A 22,472-nucleotide genomic window follows, 5' to 3' on the forward strand; every position below is an offset into this window, starting at 1 on the left:
CACCGACTAAGGTCAGCCGTCATTTAAGGCTTCGAGCGCCTGCTCGGCGAAACCAGGTGAAGTGAGCGCAAGCTTTCGATCAACTCCCATGTGGTCGGCGCCGGTAGCGCCTGCTTGAGCCGTGATCGCCTCGAGTACCTCCGTTGGATCTTTCGCGAGGATCTTCGAAAGCAATTCATCAGAGCTTATGGCAACGATGCCGTCGGAAAGGTTGCTGAAATCGCGCATGTCGAGGTCACGATGACAGTGGCTCGGCAGCGACTGCTGCCGCGACAACATTCCGATCCTTGGGACCGTTCCGCATGTCCGGCTCTATTTTTCCCATCCTTCCAGCCCGCATCAGGGAATGCCTCCTCCATGACACTTCGCATCCTTCTGCCGGGATAGGTCGATACCGTAGTCGCTGACGAGGTTGCGGGTCATTTCGTCGAGAAGCCGAAACGGAGGTTGAGCGGCAGAAGCGTCATAGCGCCCGCCTGATCGCCGTACGTGATCGATCCGCGAAGCCGGTGCCCCTCCCGCGCTGGCTAAAAACCTGACGTCGTCTAAGATTGTGCGTTCGTGTCGCCCCGCCAAAGGATATTTGTCGCTCATCCATTGCCTGCGAAACTCGTGCGCGGCATGATCTGCGGCATGCTTGACCCATTCGATCCAGACCGCTTCATTGTGCGCGCCGAGGTCCATATCCTCGGCATCGAGCCCAAGATCAGCCGCACTGTCGAATTGCCGATCACTCTCAACCTTGCCCAACTCCACGAGGTGCTGCAAGCGGCCTTTGGCTGGACCGACAGCCATCTGCATCAGTTCAATATTGGGGGCCTTATCTACGGAGCCCCGGAGTTCGATGAGGACGGTCTGTCCGACAGCCGCACCTTCGAGGCGACTGAGGTCAGGATGATCGACCTTCAATTTCCCTGCGATCCCGAGGAAAACCCTCTCACGATCCTCTACGAATACGACTTCGGCGATAATTGGCGTCATCTGCTGCGCCTGGAGCGCGTCGCCCGCCAGGAAGGTGTGAAATATCCCCGCTGTCTTGCCGGCAAACGATCCGGACCTCCAGAAGATGTCGGTGGCACTTCAGGCTATGCTGACTTCCTCGACGCGTGGCTTGATCCTGATCATGAGGAACATAAGGCCATGCGCCGGTGGGTAGGTCGCAAGTTCCACCCAGAAGCTTGCAATGTCGATGAAATCAACAAAGCGATTGGCAAAGCACTACGCGCATCTAAGGGCGACTATCGCTTCCGTCGAGAAAGCCATCGTGATTGACACCGTGCGGCTGCGCTTCAACGCCAAAAATACCCTGAAAAAACAAGGCGCAGGCAAAAAGATCTAAGAATCGACGTCATCCAGCTAACAGGACACTTGAAGACAACCCAAGAAATGCATCCGCTGGACGAGTTTCGCGGTTTGATGCAGCCGCGCGATCACGGTTCGACGAGGAAGAGATCGCCGCCCGCTTCAACATCTCGGTAGCGACGGTGAGGCAGCGCCTGCGGCTGACCTCCGTCTCGCCGCGCCTGCTCGAATTCTATGCCAATGACGAGAGCTCGGCCAGGCTTGGCATTTTCGACCACCAATGACCACCTCCGGCAGGAGCAGGTTTGGGACACGATCTCGCGGTCCCATAATCAGGACGCCTATTACAGCCGCCGGATGCTGACGAGACCGCGGTCTGGGCGTCCGATCGACGCGTCGTCTATGTCGGCATCGACGCCCTATGAGGCTGCCAGCCGTGTCGTCATGTGCGACCTGTTCGAGCAGGATAATGGCGAATGGCTGCAGGACCCCGGGAAGGGGCGGCTGCAGTCGGCCGGAGGAGGAAGAGAGGGGCCAGGGAGGGTTGAAGCCGGGCAATGGAGAGAGGGTTGTCCGGCCTGAACCCTGTCGCCTCTCTGGAGAGTACATCGATGTCGACATCCGTGATTGCACCCCAAAGCGCCACCATTGTCCCCGAAGCGAGTCGCCCGGAATTCCTGCCCACCCTGTTCGGTCGTTCACTCCTGATCGTCGCCGAGAATGCAGTCTATAGCTTGATGGAGCGGCTGAGCCCGCTCGACTATGGCGGTGGCTTCTGGGCTTTCTACGAACACGAAGGCAAGCCGCTCTTCCTGGCTCCGCAATCCAAATCGCGGTTTCGGATCACCGGCGAGATCACCGGATTTCAGGGGGAGGTGTCCGCCGAGGCCGCCGGCATCATCGCCACACTGTTCGCCTTCTCCCATCTCTCCTTCCAGTATCAGTCCGAACATCTCTCTGAAGGCTACGGCCGTCTCTACGCCTATTCGGCCGACCATCCAGAGGCTGTCGAGATATTCCAGGCGATCGATTGAAACCAACACGCGCCGCCCTCGGCGCGCCTGAGCGTCCCGCCCGCTTGCCGCGCCCGACAGACGCTTCGGCGAGCCGTCTTCCACCCCACCAGCCCGGTGTCGCGACAGCGATCAGCCGGGATTCTTCGTTTGAGGAGATTTGAGCATGAACACCATGATTTCCAGCCCGCGGCCGGTCTCGTCCGGCTTCAGGGTCGATATTTCCCGCGGCGAGCGCATCGGCCGCGTCTCATCCGAATGGTTCTCGCGCCCCGACGATGAGCGCTTCCTGTCGCTCTCCGATCTTCTTTGCGCGGTCAGCGCCAGAACCGATCGCGCCCGTGTTCGAACGGTTGAAAGCGCGGAGATCCGCGTGGAAGCCACCCGTGACAATGCCGAGCGTCTTGCGTTGATCGTTCCCGGCGGGCGTGAGCCGATTGCGCCGACGCATTGGAGTTACGGTCAGCTTTGCAGCCTGGCCGGTGCGCCCGCGAGCTATATGCGACAATTGCCTGCGCCATTGGCGGCGATCAATCTTCAGCACGGGCTTCTGAGCCACAAAGCCGAACTGGTCAAAACACTGGAGATGGATGACGGTCGCGTCGAGCTGCGGGCGGTGACTGGCCCTGAATACGGGCGCATCTGGGATAAAGATCTGGTTGCCGCCGTGATGAGCATCGCCGGCAACGGAACCGGCGACACGATCTGGAAGGTGCCGGGCATGCTCGACTGGTCAACCATGACCCACAATCCCTTCGTCGATGTCACGAAAGATACGACCACGCTCTACGCCAGTGACCGTGATGTGTTCCTATTCCTCGTCGACGACACGCACCCGATCGAGGCCGGTCGCCTACCGAACGGCGAGCCCGACCTCTACTTCCGCGGGTTCTATGCCTGGAACTCCGAAGTCGGGTCCAAGACGCTCGGCATCGCTTCGTTCTATCTGCGGGCGGTTTGTGCCAATCGTAATCTTTGGGGCACCGAAAATTTCGAGGAAATTACCATCCGGCACTCGAAGTTCGCGGCGCAACGTTTTGCCCATGAAGCCGCCCCGGCGTTGACGAACTTCGCCAATTCCTCGCCCGCGCCCTTCATTGCCGGCATCCGCGCCGCGCGTGAGCGGGTCGTTGCGCGGAATGACGAGGATCGCTCGGAGTTCCTGCGCAAGCGCGGCTTCTCCAAGGCCGAAACCGGCAAGATCATCGAGACGGTGCTTTCCGAAGAAGGGCGGCCACCCGAGAGCATCTTCGATTTTGTCCAGGGCATCACCGCGCTTGCCCGCGGAAAAGCCCATCAGGACACGCGGCTCGAACTGGAGGGCAAAGCGAGGAAGCTGCTGGAAAGCGCAGCCTGATTGCTGCCTCTTAAGCATGCACATCCTTATCAATCCTCTTCATCGCCCGGCCATTGTGCCGGGCGTTTCGCACTCAGAAAATCAATGCCATGACCAATATCGAAGCCAGCATCATCTGCCACCCGCCCATCCCTCTTGCCCACATCACGCCGCCCGAAACGCTGGTTCTGACCAATGCGCTCGAATGCAGCGAAATCGAAGCGAGCCTTGTCCCGTTCACCGATTTCGGAGCGATGCATCCGATCCGCGTGAGGCGACACGAACTGAACGAAGCCTTTCGCCCATCGGCGCCACACGTCGACAGTGCGCTCAACATCTTCATTGCCAGCCGCATCATTGCCCTTCTGCCCGCCCTGTCCGGCGACGCCGATACGGCAACGTCAGTCGACATCGACTTGAGCGAATTCCCGTGGCCGTTCGTGGTGCAGGGGCACCGTGGCGCGATCATTGAGCCTCCGAGGAGCGGTGGTGAGGCGACGCCGATTTTGGTCTCCACGGCGAACGGTTTTTTGAAGGCTTCACGAAGGTCCGATTGAATAAGACGGATAGTTGTCAATGCCACAGGTGTTCTTATCGTCTCGCCCGGTCAACGCCCCCGCAGCTCCGTGTTCCCGTATCAAGGCAGTCGCGGCATCTCGCCTTCGGCCACTCTCCAGATCCAAGGTGCGATCTCCGGTCTCGCGTCTATCATATTGGTGAGTGCCTGCTCGTATTCATCTCCGGCGCTTGCCGGCACAATGAACATCGCGACGGGGACGGGTTTCTGTTCGGGCAATGTTACTGACACGATCGGCGCATCGCGGGGTAGGTTGAAACGCAGCCCCTTGACGCTCTTTCGCTTGAGATGACTGAGCTTTTCCAAGAGCCGCAATTCGTGAGTGTCCTCGAATGGCAGCCAATGCTCGTTGACCACCATCAGGGCGACCTCGTCGACCGACGAGATGCCGGCGGTCGAGACGCCGAAGGTCGCGATGACGATCAGGTGCAACGCCTCGCTCGAGCGCCACAGTTCCAGTTCGGTCTCATAGCGCCCTGCGAGCCGCCGCCACGCGCCATCCTCGATCATCAGCGGGAAGGGCAGGTGCCGTACGACGATTCTGTGCCCTTCGCGGGCCGCGGCAAACTCCTTTACCTCGGCCACGATCATCATGAGCTTGCGCGTTCCCGAACCTGAAGTCTGGATACGCTTGAGCGCGGCGGCGCGTCGAGCAGCGATCCCGTCCTTGTCGTCAGGATGAAACACCTCAGGAACGAAGATCATGTCGCTCAACGGACCGCCCCTTGCGGTCATCTGCGAGGCGGCATTGATGAGGCTCGTACGCACCCGGCCCCAGCCGCGCCGGCCCGTCCACGTCGAGCGCCATTCCGTCAGTTCGCCGGCCTCCCAGAGATAATGCAGCATCGCCCTGAGCGACAGTTTCTTCGGCTCGCTGCGGATGCCCGGCTCCGCCGCCTCAGCCGACGCCCCCGGCGCCGATCGTGGCCCGCGTTTTGTCAGCGAAAAATCCAGCTTCAGGTCCGCCTTGCCGCTGGCACCGATCTGGATCGCATTGCCGATCAGGGGACCGAGACCGGAAAGCTCGTAGGGCGGCTCATAGGAGGGGCATGCAGGATCGTGGTCGCGCCCCGAAAGCGGCATGCGCTTGATGAGATACTGATCGTCCAGGCGCGCGATATACATTGGAACCGGAGGTTCCTTGCACATGCACATCGGGCGAAGCTTTTGCTCATAGGCGTGCGGAAGCAGCGCCCGAAACTCGGGCGAGGATTCGTCCACTGTCTGATCGCCGATCGCAAAGTTACGCACCTCTATTCTCCCCTTGCTTCGGCCGAAGGTACACGGACACCGTTTCAGTTACTATCAAAAATTTGATAGTAAAGGCTCTTGGCATCTGTCCTTTCAAGTGCCGAGGCGTCAGCATCAGACTGTCTGCGCATGTCTCCGAGGTAGCAGCCAGAGGAGAAAGGGGGCGGCGGGGGATGGCAGTTTAGCCCGGAGGAGAGGCTCTCGGTGGTCCGACCCGACGCCTCAGTCCTCACCCTGGCAATTCCACCTTCATCTTCCCCAACCAAGTCCGGCGCTCCGATAGGAGCACAGGGCCTTCGGCATTTTCAGGAGAGCATCATGACGATGTCCGCATTCAATAGGCACTGCGCCGCCGCGCCCGTTTTTCTGAACTTCCGCTCGGAGTCATTCAGCCCGTGTGCTTCGCCAGCCTATTGGGGCGGCCCGGGCGACACACTCTTCTCATTCAAGGATCGGGAAGCCTTCAAACGATAGCGCGCGACTGCCGAGCGCGATTTCCTCCATGTCCATCAGCTTAGCGCAGAGAGACCGCAACCTGGATCACCGCTGGGTGCAAGGCCGTTCTGCATGACTTGTCTGTCGCCGGCGTTGCGGCGTTCGTCGAACTGGAGCTCGCACCCGGCTGAAAGTCGCGTGCTGGCTGCCTAATCGCCCCGGAGGGAGAGAGGGGCCAGAGAGGGACGGCCTGCTGGGGCTTGGAGAGCGTCCGGGCGGGCAGTTCCATCCCGCTCTCGACAGGGTTTTCCCATGAACGTGACCTCCTTTCGCGCCGCGAACGCGGCCGCCGTCCCGCTGGCTCCCTCCGTCCGTGCCGACCGTGCAGGAAAAAATCTTGTTGCAGGCCATCAGCTTTTGCCGTTTCTCGAACGCGGCCAGGCAATTGGCACCACCGATCTTCGCGCTACCCTAACCAATGTCGTCGGAGGATCGGACGCCGAAGGCTTTTCGGCGCGGAAGGACGCCTATGCGGCGACCGAGGTCGCGCAGATCCTGTTTCTGCGCAAACTGGGTGCAGCGATTTCCGCTCGCGCGAACGCGCCTCAGGCGGCGCTGGTCATGCTGAAGAAGGTCGTGGGCCCGATCCTGACCCACACACAGCGCTCCGAGGAAAGCCAACAGCTCCAGCAGTTTTCCACGCCGCTGCCGCTTGGCCTTGTCGCGGCTCACGCCGCCGGCGTCATCGCGAACGATACCGTGGATGAACCGTCCGCCGGTACCGGCTTCATGGCGATCGTACAGCCGCCGCGCTTCCGCATGATCGCCACCAACGTCAAGGCGGAACGGCGCTTCCTGTCAACAATTGCTCGGCGCCTCGACGCACTCGACGCGATTACCCGGGGTCAGCGCCAGACCGGCGGGCTTTCACGGCTTAGCCGGAATTTCGGGCTCGATCAGACGGAGGTCATCAACGCCGAACAGGTCTGGCGATCGCTTCTCGGCGGCTCCTCGGTCGTTGCCCTCGCCGGCGGTATGACGTTGCGCCGGGTTCGGTTGATGAACGACCGTCGTGTCGCACTCAGTGGCTTCACCGACGGGACGCGGGACAGGCTCAAATCCATGGGTCTGTTCTCCGAGACGATCGCCTGGAAGCTCAGGTTCTTCATTCCGACATCCGAGGAAGGATCGGCGATCCTCGCTCGCCTCGTCGAACGACATCCGATCGTCGATGTCACTGGACCGGTGTGATCGCCATGCTGTCCGCTTCTCAATTGGCCGATCGCCTCGCGCGCGACGCCGAGGCGGTCTGCCGTCATTACCTCTCCGCCGGTCATCGGGCCGGCAACTATTGGATCGTCGGCGACGTCGCGAACAGCAAGGGCAAGTCGCTCTATGTCCATCTCTCCGGCCCGCGTGCCGGACGGTGGACGGATGCAGCAACCTCTCAACATGGCGATCTTCTCGACCTCGTTCGAGAGACCTGCGGGTTGGTGGACTTCCGTGATGTCGCAGACGAGGTGCGGCGTTTCCTAAGCCTTCCCCATCCTGCGCCGTCCCACAGGGGCGACGCCCACACCGATCCGCCGGTCGATAGACCGGCAGGCGAACGCGCAAGACGCTTGTTCCGGATGACGAAGCCGCTCGCCGGCACACTAGCCGACAGCTATTTGCGCCAGCGGGGCATCCTCCGGGCAGCTCTGCACCAGGCGCTCCGCTTCCATCCCTCGTGCTTTTACCGGGACCTCGTGACCGGCAGGACGTTTAGCTATCCGGCGCTGATCGCAGCCGTGACCGATCCCTCCGGGGCGATCACCGGTGTGCATCGCACCTGGCTCGATCCGGGGGGCGACGGAAAGGCGAAGGTGGACGATCCCCGCCGCGCGCTCGGTGGGCTGCTCGGAAATGCCGTGCGCTTCCGGTTTCCCGCCCATGGCCCAGTGCCGGTCACGGCCGCGGGCGAAGGGCTCGAAAGCATCTTGTCAGTCGCGCACGTGATGCCCGGTATGCCGATGGCCGCGGCGCTGACCGCCAATCACCTTGCCGCCTTTCGGCTGCCCGATGGTTGCCGGCGCCTTTACATCGCAGCCGACGCCGACGCGGCCGGCCGGCATGGCGCCGAGCGGTTGAGCCGCCGCGCGCAGGCGCTCGGGATCCTACCGCTCGTGCTTGCCCCGGAGCTCGGCGACTTCAACGAGGACCTGCTCCGGCTCGGATCCGATCGGCTCACTGTGCACCTGAGAGCCCAGCTCGCGCCGGAAGACGCCGAGGCGTTCTTGCCCACCTGATGCTGCTGGACGGGAAGGCGGGGGGAGGGCGCGGCGTGGCAGAGAAGGCCGGACCCTGCTGATCGCGTACGGGTGGGCGGGCGCCCGCGGACCTGCCGAGAGACGACCCTTACCATACGGCAGGCGGGTCTTCAGCGGGTCAGTCAGGTTTCTTCCCCTGCCGGCCGCTTCGCAACCCGGCATTCCTCGCGGGACAAGAAACCCTCCCTCAGCCGCCCGGCGCTGCGCTGGGCCGCTTCGCTGCGCTCGCGGTTCCGGCCCGCCGCCGCATGGACAGGGATCGCCGTCAGGCCGCGAAAGCCGCGGCCCAAACCGACGGAGATCATCATGAGTCTTACCTTGTCCCTCGACGACGCCTTCGAGCCCCACCACGCGTCTTCCCCAACCGACCGCTTCATCTACGAGATGCAAATCTACGGCCATCGCCCTTTCCAGGACGAACCAGACCCGCGCCCACTTCCCGAGGAGCCGGTCGTCCAGTCGGCGCTGACTGCGATGTTCGGCGCCATGTTCGAGATGCTTGGCGACACGCGGCTGGAACCCGATCTCGAAGATCTGCTCTGGTCGACGGTCAATCTCTTCCACCGCGCCGGCGAGCGCATCCAGCGCGAGCTCCAGCGCAATGAGGACGCGCAGCGCGCGGGACAGAGCGAGCAGGACGGCTCGGAGGTGAAAAGCGTCGAGCTTGAACGCCTGATCGCCGAGGGCATCACGCTCCTCGAGCGCCGCAACGCCTTCGAGTTCATGCGCGACTATGCAGCCGATCTCTTCGAAGCTCAGACCGGATCCGCCTGGCGGCCGCGGACCGGCTCCAAGGTCAGCCATGCCAATATGACCGCGGCGATGATCGACAGCCGCGACTTTCTTTCCGCCCGCCGCCGCGCCGAGACCGAGGTGCTGATCCCGGCCGGCACCAAGATCGCCTTCGGCGGCGGCATCGACTACAACGATCACGAACGGATCTGGGCGAAACTCGATCAGGCCTTGGCGAAACATCCTGATATGGTTCTGCTGCATGGCGGCTCGCCGAAGGGAGCAGAGCGCATCGCCGCCTGCTGGGCCGAGGCGCGCAAGGTGACGCAGATCGCCTTCAAACCGAATTGGACGAAGCACGCCAAGGCGGCACCCTTCCGCCGCAACGACGACATGCTCTCGGTCATGCCATCAGGCGTCGTCATCTTTCCCGGCTCCGGCATCACCGAGAACCTCGCCGACAAGGCTCGCCGCCTTGGCATCCCGGTCTGGCAGGCTTCGGGAAGCGGCGCGTAAGCGCCGTTTTCTTGCAAATCTGGAAAAGATGGTTCTCACCAAGCACCAGAAACCCCGCTTCGTGCTGATGAGCTACGAATACTACGAGCAGATGCGCACCGGCGCGATCCGCGCAGCGTCCATCGCGCTTCCGAGATGCCGGAGGAGCATAGGGAGCTCTTCGCCGCGGAGATCGACCGGCTGGCGCGGCCGAAAGGTATGACGATGAGTCGTGAGTTCCTGCCCGGTCAGGTGATTGCTTATCCCTATCTCTGGGCGTGGCAACACGAGCGCGGCGAATGGCTCTCACGCATCTGGCGCTTCTCGCGTTCACAACCCAGCCGCCGCAGGCCGATAGGATCGCCTTGGAAGTTTCTGATATCGAGTGCCGGCGGGCAGGCCTTAGCGATCGCAAGCGCTGTGGGTCGTTGTCGACGAATACAATTACGATGTCGCCGAACGATCCTGGTACATCGGGCCGGACGAGCAGGCGCTTGGCCGGTTCAGCAAGGCCTTCATGATGAGGATTGCCGCAGCCTTTGGCGAGGCGCCGCGCAAATCGGGCCGACGCGTCAATCGGACGGAGTAAGTGAAAGCCGGAGCCACACTTTCCTAGGGCCCACGGATCGGAGCATGCGAGCGTCTGTCGAGGCGACAGCGATTGTGTCGGGACGTGACCGTGGCAAGATCGCCTTGGTCGATCTCCGCACCGGCCAGCGCATCGAGATATCGCGGTGCTGATGGCTGGCATGGTCACCGCGGTCGTCTCAACATGCAGGCGAGAAAGGCCGCGCCCTTCCGCCTCACGACAACATGTCCTCGTCATGCCGGCCGGGTCTCCGTCTCTCCACGCGGCTCGACAAGCTTTCATTTCTTGAAAAATGTGTACACATTTCCCACTGAAACGGAGCCTCGCCATGCCTCAATCCCGGCAGCAGACATCAACTCCCCGCCGCGTCGGCGTGCGGGAATTTCGCGGCAACCTGACGTCCTTCCTCAAGCAGGTCGAAGACGGGCAGAGGTTCGTCCTCACGTCCCATCATAAGGTCGTTGCGGAAATCGGACCGCCGTCGTCAGACGTCGTCATACGGAAACCAGGAGCATTGCGCGGAAAGATCAAAGTTGCCGATGACGTCACTTGCTCGGATCCTGTTGTCTCGTGATCTCCGACGGGCTTGGTTGCACTGCCCAAGCCGGCTCCGATCGCTCGGATGGCACGCTTGCCAGCGGCGATGTGCCTGGCGAAGACCGACGGCTCAGATGGCCGGGCGCGGAGGGACGAGTGGGGAAAGATCACTCGTCTGATGTCCACGCGATTAGCTTCATCCGGTACTGCCGCACGGTCTGCAGGCGCCATACCGTGGCCGCGTCGACCTCTCGGATCAACAAAGGGATGATATCGAAAGGGGTGCCCACCCGTTTGCTGTAGTTGGGAGCGGGCGAGGGTACGCAATTGACTGGCTTGCAGGCAAAACGTTCAAGGGATGCGGCCGATATCCCGCAGCGCTGGGTCGGGCGGCTATGGTGGTTTGTCGCGTCCTTCAGTCGCCCGAACCATTCCCGTTTTATGTCGCTCGTATAGACGACCGCCTGCTTTTGCGGCCAACCCCTAAAGGGGTAAGTCTCGAGCCGAAATTTTTGAAAAATTCGATTTCGGTTCTTTTTCTCTCGGCGGAAAATAGAATTTTGCAAAAATTTCGGCCGAGCTGACCGCAGCAGGTCGGCCGTCTCTTCGTGCGCCATCGGGAATGGTCCCGAGCAACCGAAGGAGACAGAACCATGGCCACCACGATCGCAACCCTGACGCAGAAGACCGACGGCATCCTCGAAGGCGTCTTCGCCACCATCCGGGTCAACGCCCCGATCGCCATCATCCCGAACGCAAGCAAGTCGAGCGAAGAAGCCCCCGATTACCGCGTCATCCACCGCAAGACCGGCTTCGAGATCGGAGCGGGTTGGAACCGCATCGCCCGCCAGACGGGCGAGGAATACCTCTCGGTGAAGCTGGAGGCCCCCGAGATCGGCGTGATCTTCGGCAACCTCGCACCGGCACCCGGCGGCGATCCCAGCAAGAAGGTGATCCTGTGGAACAATCCGGACTGACGAGCCAAGCGAGCGGCCCCGAGCAATCGGGGCCGCTTTCGCCGTTTCATCGTTTCGCGCAGCATCGGGAGCAAAAACGGGCATCGAGCCCGATTGTGCTCCTCCTGCCGTGCCACACGAGAGGAAAGCCTGTCTGCTCAGATAGCCAAGTCTGCCGTGAGCATCGCGCCGCCTCAAGGACTTCGCGGCCCCTCCAATTTTCAACCGCTGCCCTGAAGGGCACCGTCAGAAAATCGGTTCCTCCGCTCGCCGCCTCCGGCGGTCGCTGACGCGATCCTTGACCCGGCCCGATCCTCACGACTCCGGGCGTCATCTTTCACACTATCCAAGGAGATGACGACGATGACGATTGCACTTGAAATCCAGGTAGAAGAACTGCGCGCCGAGCTCAGGAACGCGGACGCCGCCGAACGCTGCCAGATCAAAGCGGAGCTGGAATTGGCTGAGGCCGAACTGGCCGCAGCGATCGCCGAACTGGAGGGCACCATTGACGCCGCGCCGCCCTTCTGAGGGCGGCGTTTGCCCTCTCGCTTGGGTCGATCTGGGCTTGCGGATAAACTCTCAGGAAACGGATAGTCTCCTGCCGAGGGAACCGGTCAGTCGACAGAGCCTCAAAGCGCTTAACGCGAAACCGACGCGACGAGCCGAAGCGGTACTTTCCTGCGCTTCGGTTCATCGTCGGGCCTCCGTTCGTGAGCGCCTTCGGCATCGTCAGAGCGGCGGTTTACAGCGCGTGGTATCTCGCCTTCCATATCCTTTGCATGCTTCGCCCAATCACAGTTTCATGATGCTATGGTCAAGGTGCCGATCTCGATCGTGGTATACGCCCGTCCCACGCGGGCCAATGGCATGTCCTTCTGGGCGTTCGATCTGACGGCGCTCGGGCTTGTTGCCCTTGCGATCGGCTACACGATTTTCCTCGACTGGTTCACTCCGCCCGGCGCGGAGGACCCGTTTGCGCGGCGGCGCCGTTCTGATCGATGGGGCTTCTCCCAACGTGACACTGGCGGCTCCTCAAGGGATCGCCTTGACGAAGCGATTGGCCTTCGCCGCCTCGTTCATGTCCTTCCGTCGGAAGTAGATCGCGCGCCCGCAGCGGATCGGGCTGTGGCCCTGGACGATGATGATCTGTTCGTCCTTTCGCATCGACTGGGTGATTTCGTGCGGCATGATCAGCGGCCGGCGCTGGTAATTGACGTTTTCCGATTTGCGCGATGCGCTGTTCTTCGTGTCCCACCCGATATTGCGGGAGCTTCCTTTTACCTCAACCGTCATTTCTCCGCATTGCGCGGAAATGTTGCGCGCCGTGTCCAGCGCCTTAACCGCGGCATAGGAGGCGAAGGCGCATCCGTCGATCCACGACACCGCACCGTCCCTCCCGAAATGCCGCTCCAGCTGCCCTAGGGATTGGTACAGCAGCATCATGCTGATGCCGTACTTGCGGCCGCGGTCGCGTGCCTCCTCGAGGAGGCGCATGTAGCCGAGGAGATCGACCTCATCCAACATGAACAACGCCCGGCGCTTGAATGAGCCATCGGCCTGGATCATGGCATTGATCAGCGAGCCGATGATGACGCGGCCGATGCCCGGATAGGAGCGCAGGATCGACGCGGGGATGTTCAGGAAAACGTCCTTCTTGCCCGAGACGATATCGCTCGACTTGAACGCGTTGCCGCAAACGAGTGCGGCGTAGCTGTCGAGCGACAGCCACTGCGTATCCTTCGACGCCGTAGAGTAGACGCCCGAAAAAGTCTGCTCGGTCATATTCGTGAAGACGCCGAGCGTTTCGCGGATGAAAGCGGACGCGGAATGCTCCTGAATGTCACGCAGCATCGCCAGCACCGACGGCTCTGGCTCGGATACGATCTGCCGGAGACTGCGTAAGGTTCGCCGTCCGGCATAGTCGGGCGACAGCATCACATGGGCGAGCAGGCCGGTCAGGAGATTGTGCGCCTGGTTCTGGAAGTAGGAGCCGGTCGAGCTTTCGAAGCGCACACTTTCTGACAGCAGCATGTGGGCAATGCCGACGATCTCCTCTTCCTTTTGCCGTGAGTGCTCGATCCCGTCGAGCACGTTGAAGCCCATGATCGGGTTCGTCGGATCAAGCACCATCACCTCGCGGCCGAGCACGCGGGTTCGGTGCTCGACCACCATGGGCGCGACCTCGGTCGACGGATCGAGGCAGATGAGCGGCCCGGTATAACGCAGGGCCGTCGGCACGACGTTGCTGGTCGTCTTGTATCCACCCGAGCCCGCAAAGAACAGCATATGGGTGGAATCGAAGTCCTGGCGGTAGGTCAGCAAAGGGGCCTTGCCGCCTTGGCCCCAAGTCGCCGGATCGTTTGGATCGAAGGGCAGTTCGTGGACAATGTCCTTGTCGACGCGGCAGCGCTCCCCGATGACGATCTCGCCGTCCGGCGGAAACAGCTTTCCCGCCGCCGCCATCGGCAGCCAGTCCGCGTCACCGAAGGTTCCGCGCTTAGCGCGCTTTACCGGTTCGGGCACGACGGTGGAGATGCGCGCGGAGACAGCGACGGCCATAAAGCCAACGACCGCGCCGACGACAGCGACCATGTCGAGGTAGGACAGCGCCCGGTCCCATGATAGCGCACCGCTTTCCACGGAGGGGGACAGCCGGCCGAATTCACGGAGCGCGTAGAAGCCCACGACCGTCAGAAAACAGGCGAGGCTCGCCATTGCGACTGGCCTTCGCCGGTGCAATGGCAAGGCCCAAACGGCCAACAGGCCGGCGAGCGGCCCGAACAGTAGCGCTGGCACGGGCGCCGCCCGCAGGAACCAATATGCCGTCTTCCCCGACATGCCGGCGGCGAGCCCCGGCCAGCGCCAGCCGACGACATAGACGGCAGCGGTGGTGACGGCGACGGGGAAGAGAATGACCAACAGGCTCGGATGCGGTTTTGCCTTCAGTGCCATTCCGCCGTCTCCCCGGTGCTAGGCGAACCGCCATCAAGCGCGGGAGCCTTGAAGGCTTCCTCGCCGATATCGCGCAGCCGCCGATGCTCGGCAGAGCCGGGCGTGACCCTCGCCAGTTCGATGAAGCCGCCGAGCAGAAACGCCCGGTCCGCCTTCGACAGTCCGGCCCTGACGACGATGCCGCCGAGCCGGAATTTCTCGCGGGCCTCGTTCTTGCGATCAGCCGTCATGAGAAACCTCCGCCGCCGTTCCAGTTGCGCCAGCTGCTGGCCGACGCGGCGAAGCAGTTGCGTGATCCACCCCCTTCTTCTCGTCTTTGCGAAATCGCGCGGCCATTTCTTCGAAGATCCGGTCAAGCTCCTCCTCCGTGATCTCCATCTCCGCCAAACCTGATTTTGTCGCGGCGCGCGCAAACCGTTCGGCGGATTTTACTATCAGCGATCGTCGGCGCGCACGCAGCTTTTCGATCTGGGCGTCGATGTCGGAGATCGAGGATTTTGCGGCCATTCGGATGTGTCCTTTCCGGTTCGAGCAATCTCTACGACACGGTTATACTATCTAGAACAATATAGTTAAATAGGCTAGCCTGCAACCGAGAAGCGGCATCGGTCCTTCGGTCCGATCGGTCTGAGGGCGCAATATACGTCGCTGGCGCGACGTGCTCGGAGAGGTCTGGAGACATCAGTGGCGATCATGTTCGTCAGAGCGCAGGTGATCGGCAGGGGAGCGGGACGCAGCATCGTCTCGGCCGCCGCCTATCGCCATCGCACCCGGATGATCGACGAGCAGGCCGGCACCTCGTTCAGCTATCGCGGCGGCGCCTCGGAGCTGGTGCATGAGGAGCTGGCGCTGCCGGACGATATCCCCGCCTGGCTGAAGGCGGCGATTGACGGGCGATCGGTCGCCAAGGCGAGCGAGGCGCTCTGGAATGCGGTTGAGGCTCACGAGACGCGGGCGGACGCGCAGCTGGCGCGCGAGCTGATCATCGCTTTGCCGGAAGAGCTGACGCGGGCGGAGAACATTGCCCTGGTGCGTGAGTTCGTCCGGGACAATTTGACGTCGAAAGGCATGGTCGCCGACTGGGTCTATCACGACAAGGACGGCAATCCGCACATCCATCTGATGACCGCGCTGCGTCCGCTGACGGAGGAGGGGTTCGGGCCGAAGAAGGTTCCGGTCCTGGGCGAAGACGGCGAGCCGCTGCGTGTCGTCACGCCGGACAGGCCGAACGGCAAGATCGTCTACAAGCTCTGGGCCGGCGACAAGGAAACGATCAAGGCCTGGAAGATCGCCTGGGCGGAAACCGCCAACCGGCATCTGGCGCTTGCCGGCCACGAGATCCGCCTCGACGGCCGCTCCTATGCCGAGCAGGGCCTCGACGGCATCGCACAGAAACATCTTGGGCCGGAAAAGGCGGCGCTCGCCCGCAAGGGCATCGCGATGTATTTTGCGCCGGCCGATCTCGCCCGCCGGCACGAAATGGCCGACCGGCTGCTGGCCGAGCCTGGGCTTCTGTTGAAACAGCTTGGCAACGAACGCTCCACCTTCGACGAGCGCGATATCGCCAGGGCGCTGCACCGCTATGTCGACGATCCCGTCGACTTCGCCAATATCCGGGCGCGGCTGATGGCGTCCGACGAGCTGGTGCTGCTGAAGCCGCAGCAGATCGATGCCGAGACCGGCAAGGCGAAGCAGCCGGCGGTGTTCACCACCCGGGAGATGCTGCGCCTCGAATATGCCATGGCGCGGTCGGCTGAGGTGCTGTCAAGGCGCAAGGGCTTCGGCGTCTCCGACGCGCGAGCCGCCGCAGCCGTCCGAAGCATCGAAACGGCTGATACCGAAAAGCCCTTCCGGCTCGATCTCGAGCAGGTCGATGCGGTCCGTCATGTTACGCGTGACAACGCCATCGCAGCCGTCGTCGGTCTTGCCGGGGCCGGCAAGTCGACGCTGCTGGCGGCGGCCCGCGTCGCCTGGGAAGGTGAAGGCCGGCGGGTGATCGGCGCAGCCTTGGCCGGCAAGGCGGCCGAGGGGCTGGAGGACAGTTCCGGCATCCGGTCGCGCACGCTGGCTTCCTGGGAACTGGCCTGGGAAAGCGGGCGCGATCTGCTCCAGCGTGGCGATGTGCTGGTGATCGACGAGGCCGGCATGGTGTCGTCGCAGCAGATGGCGCGGATCCTGAAGGCGGTGGAAGATGCCGGCGCGAAAGCCGTGCTGGTCGGCGACGCGATGCAGCTGCAGCCGATCGAGGCGGGTGCGGCGTTCCGGGCGATCACCGAACGGATCGGCTTTGCCGAACTTGCCGGCGTGCGCCGCCAGCGTGATGCGTGGGCGCGCGATGCCTCGCGTCTCTTTGCCCGCGGCAAGGTCGAAGAGGGTCTCGATGCCTATGCGCAGCAGGGCCGGATTGTCGAGACCGAAACCCGCGCCGAGATCGTCGACCGCATCGTTGCCGATTGGGCCAATGCCCGCCGTGACCTGCTTCAGAAATCCGCCGACGGCGAACATCCGGGCCGCCTTCGCGGCGACGAGCTGCTGGTTCTCGCCCACACCAACGACGACGTCCGGAAGCTGAACGAGGCCCTGCGCAACGTCATGATCGGCGAGGGCGCGCTTGCAGGGGCGCGGGAATTCCAGACGGCGCGTGGGCTTCGCGAGTTCGCCGCTGGCGACCGGATCATCTTCCTCGAAAACGCCCGCTTCATTGAGCCGCGGGCACGGCGGCTTGGACCGCAATACGTGAAGAACGGCATGCTCGGCACGGTCGTTTCCACCGGCGACAGACGCGGCGATACGCTGCTGTCGGTGCGTCTCGACAGTGGCCGCGAGGTCGTCATCAGCGAGGACAGCTATCGCAATGTCGATCACGGCTATGCCGCGACCATCCATAAGTCGCAAGGGTCGACCGTCGACCGCACCTTCGTGCTTGCCACCGGCATGATGGACCAGCATCTGACCTATGTGGCGATGACCCGCCATCGCGACCGCGCCGATCTTTACGCGGCGAAAGAGGACTTCGAGGCGAAGCCCAAATGGGGTCGTAAGCCGCGTGTCGACCATGCCGCCGGCGTCACCGGCGAACTGGTGAAAGAAGGGATGGCAAAGTTCCGGCCCAATGATGAGGATGCGGACGAGAGCCCCTATGCCGACATCAGGACCGACGACGGCACCGTCCAGCGGCTTTGGGGCGTCAGCCTGCCGAAGGCGCTTAAGGATGCTGGCGCCGCGGAAGGCGACACGATCACGTTGCGCAAAGACGGCGTGGAGCGGGTCAAGGTCCAGGTTCCGATTGTCGATGCGCAAACCGGTGAGAAGCGCTTCGAGGAACGGCAGGTCGATCGCAATGTCTGGAGCGCAAGCCAGCTGGAAACCGCCGCGGCCCGCCGGGAGCGGATCGAGCGCGAGAGCCATCGGCCGCAACTGTTCAAGCAGCTCGTCGAGCGCCTGTCGCGCTCCGGCGCCAAGACAACGACGCTCGATTTTGAGGATGAGGCCGGTTATCAGGCGCAGGCCCGCGACTTCGCCAGACGGCGCGGGCTTTATCATCTCTCGCTGGTCGCGGCCGGAATGGAAGCGGAGGTGTTGCGGCGTTGGGCCGGGATTGCCGAGAAGCGGGAGCAGGTGGCCAAGCTCTGGGAGCGGGCGAGCGTTGCGCTCGGCTTTGCGATCGAGCGGGAACGGCGTGTCGCCTACAACGAGGAACGGACCGAAACCCTCTCGACCGGAATTCCGTCGGATGGAAAATATCTGGTCCCGCCGACCACGACATTCTCCCGCAGCGTCGCGGAGGATGCACGTCTTGCGCAGCTCTCCTCGCAACGGTGGAAGGAGCGGGAGGCGATCGTGCATCCGGTGCTCGCGAAAATCTATCGCGATCCTGATGGCGCGCTGTCGGCGCTGAATGCGCTGGCATCGGACGCCGCCATCGAGCCGCGCAAGCTTGCCGAGGACCTTGGCCTTGCACCCGAGCGGCTTGGCCGCCTGCGCGGGTCCGAGCTCGTGGTCGACGGCCGCGCCGCGCGCGACGAGCGCACCGCGGCGACAGCCGCGCTGTCGGAATTGCTGCCTCTGGCACGCGCTCATGCGACCGAGTTCCGCAGAAACGCCGAGCGCTTCGGTATCCGCGAGCAGCAGCGGCGCGCGCATATGGCATTGTCGGTTCCGGCGCTCTCGAAAACGGCGATGGCGCGCCTGGTCGAGATCGAGGCGGTCCGCAAGCAAGGGGGAGACGACGCCTACAGGACCGCCTTTGCCTTTGCCGTCGAGGACCGCTTGCTGGTCCAGGAGGTCAAGGCCGTCAACGAGGCCTTGACCGCACGCTTCGGCTGGAGTGCCTTCACCGCGAAGGCGGATGTGATTGCCGAGCGCAACATCGCCGAGCGCATGCCGGAGGATATTGCCCCCGAGCGTCGCGAAAAACTGACGCGCCTGTTCGCCGTCATCAGGCGCTTTGCCGAAGAACAGCACCTTGCCGAGAGACAGGATCGGTCGAAGATCGTCGCCGGCGCCAGTGTCGAGTTGGGGAAGGAGACTTTTGCCGTGCTGCCGATGCTTGCGCCTGTCACCGAGTTCAAGACGACGGTGGACGAGGAAGCGAGGGAGCGAGCGCTCGCCGCTCCTCACTATGCACATCACCGCGCGGCCCTCGTTGAAACGGCAACACGCGTCTGGCGAGACCCAGCAGACGCGATCGGCAAGATCGAGGATCTGATCGTCAAGGGCTTTGCGGCCGAGCGCATCGCCGCGGCGGTGACCAACGATCCCGCCGCCTATGGGGCGCTGCGCGGTTCCGACCGCATCATGGACAAGTTGCTTGCGGTCGGCCGGGAAAGGAAGGGTGCACTTCAAGCTGTGCCGGAAGCGGCAAGCCGTATCCGTTCCCTCGGCGCGTCCTATGCCAGTGCCCTCGATGCCGAAACTAGAAGTATCACCGAAGAGCGCCGCCGGATGGCGGTTGCCATTCCCGGTTTGTCGCCAGCGGCCGAGGACGCGCTCAAGCGGCTGGCGGCGCAGATCAAGAACAAGGACGGCAAGCTCGACGTCGCCGCGGGCTCGCTCGATCCGCACATCGCCCGAGAGTTCGCCAAAGTCAGCCGCGCGCTCGATGAACGCTTCGGCCGCAACGCCATCCTGCGCGGCGAGACGGACGTCATCAATCGCGTCTCGCCGGCCCAGCGCCGCGCCTTCGAGGCGATGCGGGATCGGCTCCAGGTCTTGCAGCAGGCGGTTCGCATTCAAAGCAGCGAGAAGATCGTCTCCGAGCGGCAGCGGCGCGTCATCGATCGCGCTCGCGGCGTCACCCGATGAGTATATTGAAGAAAGCAGAAGGAGAGACGAATGCCTGAACGGGAAGCTCTTACGACGCGGTCATTCGCCCCGGGATCGCCATCGAGATCGTCAACCAGGCGCGCGATCGTCCCCGGCCGCGTCTACGAGCTTGAGGACAAGGATCCTCGGTGGCGCCAGAATTGCTCAAACGCGATTGGCGACCAGCGATTGACGTAGTTGCACAGATTTCCGCCATTCGGTGTCGATTTCTAAGGGCTGCAGTGGTGAACAGCCGAAGTGGATGCGAAGCTGCCGAACGGCAGCTTCGCATCCACTTCGCGACATATACCGGTGGCACTGCAAAGTCGTGTCTCGGATCCAAAGCAGCGGCTGTGTTTGACAAATTGTGCAGCTGCCGTCTTGAGCCGGATCCATATCCGTGAAGCGGCACAAGAACGATGGCGCCCATGCACTTTCACTCCCGCAGACCATGAACTACTCGGCGGCTGTCTCCCCCTTCTGCGCCGCGGCCACATTCCTCTTCGCGATTGCGTCGCGTGTCGCGGCGGCGGCCGCTGTCGCTTGCGCTTCATCACCGGCGACCTGAACGGTCGGCGAGGCAAAATGGATGCTGTTGGCCGCGAAGGCATCCTTGATCATGGCCTGGGCCCGGCGCCTGATCTGGGTCTGATGTCCGGGCTTCGTCGTCATGGCGAAACTCAAGGTGATGCCATAGTCCCCGAACTGCTCGACGCCCTTCATCTTCACCGTTTCTATGATCAGCGGCCCGAGTTCGGGATCGTCGAGGAGCGCGGCGCCTATGCCCTTGACGACCTTCTTCACCTTGGCAACGTCGGCATCGTACGCGACGTTGATCATGAACTTGTCGATAACCCAGTCGCGGCTCATGTTCTGGACAGCGCCGAGCGAGCCGAAAGGGACGGTGAACACCGGTCCGCGGTGATGCCGAAGCTTCACCGAACGGATGCTGAAGGATTCCACTGTGCCTTTGTAGCTGCCGCTTTGGATGTATTCGCCGACCCGAAAGGCATCGTCCATCATGTAGAAGACGCCACTGAGGATATCCTTGACCAGGGTCTGTGAGCCGAAGCCGATGGCGACACCAAAGACGCCGGCACCGGCGATCAGCGGGCCGACCTCGACGCCGAGGCCCGAAAGCACCATCATGCCGGCGACGACCGCGATGAAGGCCGCGAGAAAATTGCGCAGGATCGGCAGCAGCGTGCGCAACCGCATGCTGCGGGCGAGTTGCGCTGAGTCGGCAGCACCGTTGACGCTCGCCCGCCTCAGGTGCAGATCGATGAAACCCTTCGCCAGTTGCCAGATCAGATCTGCCGCAAGCAGAATAACTACGCCTGCAAGAAGACCGCGGAAGATCCGGTTGAAAACATCGTCCTGCATCATCGCACTGCCGTTGATACGGAAAACGACGGCGAGCCAGGCGGCCGCGAGCCCTATGATCGCGAACCGGGCACCGCGGTCAATCAGGACGTTGCGCATGACCCGGACGTTATCCGCCGCTTCGGCGTCCAGCATTGTCCTTGTAGTGGCGCTGGTGAAACGCAACAGCGGCGGCAGGCCGAGTACATAGATGCCGAGCCAGAACAGCACCTTCATGCCCGCCACCCAGACGAGCCACAGCAGCACAAGGAAGCCGATGAGCAGCGCATTGCGCATTATCCGCCGTCCGGCTGACATTTCCGCGACGGGTCGGCGCAACACGGTATCGATCGCCAGGCCCAGTACGACGAGGCCGAGGGCGGCAGCCGTAAGATCGCGGACGTCGGCCGGAAACGCGAGTGCCTGCATCACGTCGATGACGGCCCACAGGAAAGCAACGGAACAGGCAAACAGCACGAATCGTCTGTGCCAGAAATGCGCTGCTCCCGGCGTGAGAGATACGCCCCCCTCCAGCGCCCTGCCGTCCTCTGCGGGCTTGAACACGGCCGCAGCGATTGCAACCAGCAAGCGGGCGGCGATCCAGGCGATGAGCAGCGGTGCGACCGCCACCTCGAGCTGGCGTGGCCAGCCGGCTAACACGAAGGCCGCGATCGCTGCGATCGCAAAGACGACCAGCGGTGCGATGCGAAGAAGAGCGTCAAGACCAGGCCCGAACTGAGCCAAGCTTCGGCTTGCACTGCGCCGCAGGAGATAACGCAGCAGGAACTCGGCGCCGTAGCCGGCAAGGAGCAGAAAGGCGAAGCCGCGCAGGATCGGCATCGTTCCTTGGTGCATCTCGGCCGCGATGCGCTCTCTCGCCGCCATCCACTCGGGAACCACCCGCGGCACGGCGTTCCTGATGCCGCCAAGGTGCCTCCTGATTTCTGCGATCCATTGGGATGCGAGACCCGCCGGTGTCGTGGCGGCGGCCGGCGCCGCGGCCTGCTTGGCGGTCAGCCATTGCCGGACTTCCGGGTCGTCCAGCAATTCGATCAGTTGCTGGACCTTCGCGGGCGGCGCGGTAGCGGTCGCCGGCTCCTGTGCTGCCACCGTAGCGGCAAGCCCGAAAACGAGCTGGAGACACAGAACGATCGCGGCAAGGCCTCTATCACCATGCTTGAAGACTGCACTCATCTGCTTCCAGTCCTTTGCACCGGTTATCGACGGCTGCATACCCAGGCGGGCGGATACGTCGTTGCGCCGGCCCGTAGGCTTCCGGGACGAGCAAGAAGGCGCCGCCAGTCAAGGAATCCGGCGCC

General features: G+C 63.0%; 19 protein-coding genes and 3 pseudogenes. 14 read left to right on the plus strand and 8 right to left on the minus strand.

The genetic code is table 11. From position 1 onward, the window contains the following. Positions 1–12: 12 nt before the first annotated feature. Positions 13–279: a hypothetical protein gene (locus tag PZL22_RS30895; protein ID WP_013845373.1), complete on the minus strand. Its 267-nt coding sequence runs from the start codon at positions 277–279 to the stop codon at positions 13–15. Between the two features lie 342 nt (positions 280–621). Between PZL22_RS30895 and PZL22_RS30900 the strand changes: the two genes are divergently transcribed. From PZL22_RS30900 to PZL22_RS30920, 5 genes and pseudogenes are all read left to right on the plus strand, one after another. Then, positions 622–1,272: a plasmid pRiA4b ORF-3 family protein gene (locus PZL22_RS30900; RefSeq protein WP_284718819.1), complete on the plus strand. Its 651-nt coding sequence runs from the start codon at positions 622–624 to the stop codon at positions 1,270–1,272. 111 nt (positions 1,273–1,383) lie between these two features. Next, positions 1,384–1,794, plus strand: a pseudogene (locus PZL22_RS30905) (ParB/RepB/Spo0J family partition protein); the annotation flags it as partial. A 119-nt stretch (positions 1,795–1,913) separates the two neighbouring features. Next, a complete protein-coding gene (locus tag PZL22_RS30910; protein ID WP_013845375.1) occupies positions 1,914–2,336 on the plus strand; it encodes an antirestriction protein in 423 nt (140 codons plus the stop codon). A gap of 145 nt (positions 2,337–2,481) precedes the next feature. Then, positions 2,482–3,672, plus strand: a complete 1,191-nt coding sequence (locus PZL22_RS30915; protein ID WP_013845376.1) for a hypothetical protein — start codon at positions 2,482–2,484, stop codon at positions 3,670–3,672. 89 nt (positions 3,673–3,761) lie between these two features. Next, the gene (locus PZL22_RS30920; RefSeq protein WP_088196101.1) at positions 3,762–4,208 is read left to right on the plus strand and encodes a hypothetical protein; all 447 of its coding nucleotides are present in this window, start codon (positions 3,762–3,764) and stop codon (positions 4,206–4,208) included. 80 nt (positions 4,209–4,288) lie between these two features. Here PZL22_RS30920 and PZL22_RS30925 read toward each other — a convergent pair whose 3' ends face one another. Next, positions 4,289–5,479 carry a DUF1173 domain-containing protein gene (locus tag PZL22_RS30925; protein WP_013845378.1) on the minus strand — a complete coding sequence of 397 codons (1,191 nt, stop codon included), beginning with the start codon at positions 5,477–5,479 and terminating at the stop codon, positions 4,289–4,291. 747 nt (positions 5,480–6,226) lie between these two features. Here PZL22_RS30925 and PZL22_RS30930 point away from each other — a divergent pair. Continuing rightward, a complete protein-coding gene (locus tag PZL22_RS30930) occupies positions 6,227–7,165 on the plus strand; it encodes a strawberry notch C-terminal domain-containing protein (protein WP_284718751.1) in 939 nt (312 codons plus the stop codon). A gap of 5 nt (positions 7,166–7,170) precedes the next feature. Further along, positions 7,171–8,202, plus strand: a complete 1,032-nt coding sequence (locus tag PZL22_RS30935) for a DUF7146 domain-containing protein (protein ID WP_015242406.1) — start codon at positions 7,171–7,173, stop codon at positions 8,200–8,202. Between the two features lie 143 nt (positions 8,203–8,345). Here the strand turns inward: PZL22_RS30935 and PZL22_RS30940 are convergent, their stop codons facing one another. After that, on the minus strand, positions 8,346–8,531 hold the full coding sequence (locus PZL22_RS30940; RefSeq protein WP_017277558.1) for a hypothetical protein: 186 nt from the start codon (positions 8,529–8,531) through the stop codon (positions 8,346–8,348). Here PZL22_RS30940 and PZL22_RS30945 point away from each other — a divergent pair. The 4 genes and pseudogenes from PZL22_RS30945 to PZL22_RS30960 all read left to right on the plus strand — a co-directional run bounded on the left by PZL22_RS30945 (position 8,530) and on the right by PZL22_RS30960 (position 10,613). Further along, a complete protein-coding gene (locus PZL22_RS30945; RefSeq protein WP_017277557.1) occupies positions 8,530–9,471 on the plus strand; it encodes a DUF2493 domain-containing protein in 942 nt (313 codons plus the stop codon). The two genes, PZL22_RS30940 and PZL22_RS30945, sit on opposite strands and share 2 nt — an antisense overlap. Beyond that, a pseudogene (locus tag PZL22_RS30950) lies at positions 9,431–9,669 on the plus strand (hypothetical protein); the annotation flags it as partial. The gene PZL22_RS30945 and the pseudogene PZL22_RS30950, both read left to right, overlap by 41 nt. A gap of 6 nt (positions 9,670–9,675) precedes the next feature. Next, a pseudogene (locus PZL22_RS30955) lies at positions 9,676–10,039 on the plus strand (hypothetical protein). 328 nt (positions 10,040–10,367) lie between these two features. Further along, positions 10,368–10,613 carry a type II toxin-antitoxin system Phd/YefM family antitoxin gene (locus PZL22_RS30960; protein WP_015242402.1) on the plus strand — a complete coding sequence of 82 codons (246 nt, stop codon included), beginning with the start codon at positions 10,368–10,370 and terminating at the stop codon, positions 10,611–10,613. 130 nt (positions 10,614–10,743) lie between these two features. Here the strand turns inward: PZL22_RS30960 and PZL22_RS30965 are convergent, their stop codons facing one another. Continuing rightward, positions 10,744–11,193 (minus strand): hypothetical protein, encoded by a 450-nt coding sequence (locus PZL22_RS30965; protein WP_234833267.1) that lies wholly within the window; start codon positions 11,191–11,193, stop codon positions 10,744–10,746. Between the two features lie 36 nt (positions 11,194–11,229). Between PZL22_RS30965 and PZL22_RS30970 the strand changes: the two genes are divergently transcribed. After that, positions 11,230–11,553: a DUF736 domain-containing protein gene (locus tag PZL22_RS30970; protein WP_010967482.1), complete on the plus strand. Its 324-nt coding sequence runs from the start codon at positions 11,230–11,232 to the stop codon at positions 11,551–11,553. Positions 11,554–11,895: 342 nt separating this feature from the next. Continuing rightward, on the plus strand, positions 11,896–12,063 hold the full coding sequence (locus tag PZL22_RS30975; protein ID WP_014531615.1) for a hypothetical protein: 168 nt from the start codon (positions 11,896–11,898) through the stop codon (positions 12,061–12,063). A gap of 504 nt (positions 12,064–12,567) precedes the next feature. On the opposite strand, the gene traG is transcribed toward PZL22_RS30975, so the two are convergent. Genes traG through PZL22_RS30990 form a run of 3 tightly spaced genes read right to left on the minus strand, consistent with a single transcriptional unit; the run spans position 12,568 to position 14,994 of the window. After that, positions 12,568–14,487, minus strand: a complete 1,920-nt coding sequence (gene traG / locus PZL22_RS30980; RefSeq protein ID WP_122102935.1) for a Ti-type conjugative transfer system protein TraG — start codon at positions 14,485–14,487, stop codon at positions 12,568–12,570. Continuing rightward, positions 14,478–14,717 carry a conjugal transfer protein TraD gene (locus PZL22_RS30985; protein WP_122102936.1) on the minus strand — a complete coding sequence of 80 codons (240 nt, stop codon included), beginning with the start codon at positions 14,715–14,717 and terminating at the stop codon, positions 14,478–14,480. Before PZL22_RS30985 ends, traG begins: the two co-directional genes overlap by 10 nt. Beyond that, a complete protein-coding gene (locus PZL22_RS30990) occupies positions 14,707–14,994 on the minus strand; it encodes a TraC family protein (RefSeq protein ID WP_127702059.1) in 288 nt (95 codons plus the stop codon). The genes PZL22_RS30985 and PZL22_RS30990 overlap by 11 nt, the downstream gene beginning before the upstream one ends. A 177-nt stretch (positions 14,995–15,171) precedes the next feature. Here PZL22_RS30990 and traA point away from each other — a divergent pair, with 177 nt between their 5' ends. Beyond that, on the plus strand, positions 15,172–19,791 hold the full coding sequence (gene traA, locus PZL22_RS30995; RefSeq protein WP_284718752.1) for a Ti-type conjugative transfer relaxase TraA: 4,620 nt from the start codon (positions 15,172–15,174) through the stop codon (positions 19,789–19,791). A gap of 456 nt (positions 19,792–20,247) precedes the next feature. On the opposite strand, the gene PZL22_RS31000 is transcribed toward traA, so the two are convergent. Next, positions 20,248–22,347 (minus strand): mechanosensitive ion channel family protein, encoded by a 2,100-nt coding sequence (locus PZL22_RS31000; protein WP_284718753.1) that lies wholly within the window; start codon positions 22,345–22,347, stop codon positions 20,248–20,250. Positions 22,348–22,472: the final 125 nt, after the last annotated feature.

The sequence above is a fragment of the Ensifer meliloti genome (assembly GCF_030064585.1).
Classification (GTDB): domain Bacteria; phylum Pseudomonadota; class Alphaproteobacteria; order Rhizobiales; family Rhizobiaceae; genus Sinorhizobium; species Sinorhizobium meliloti.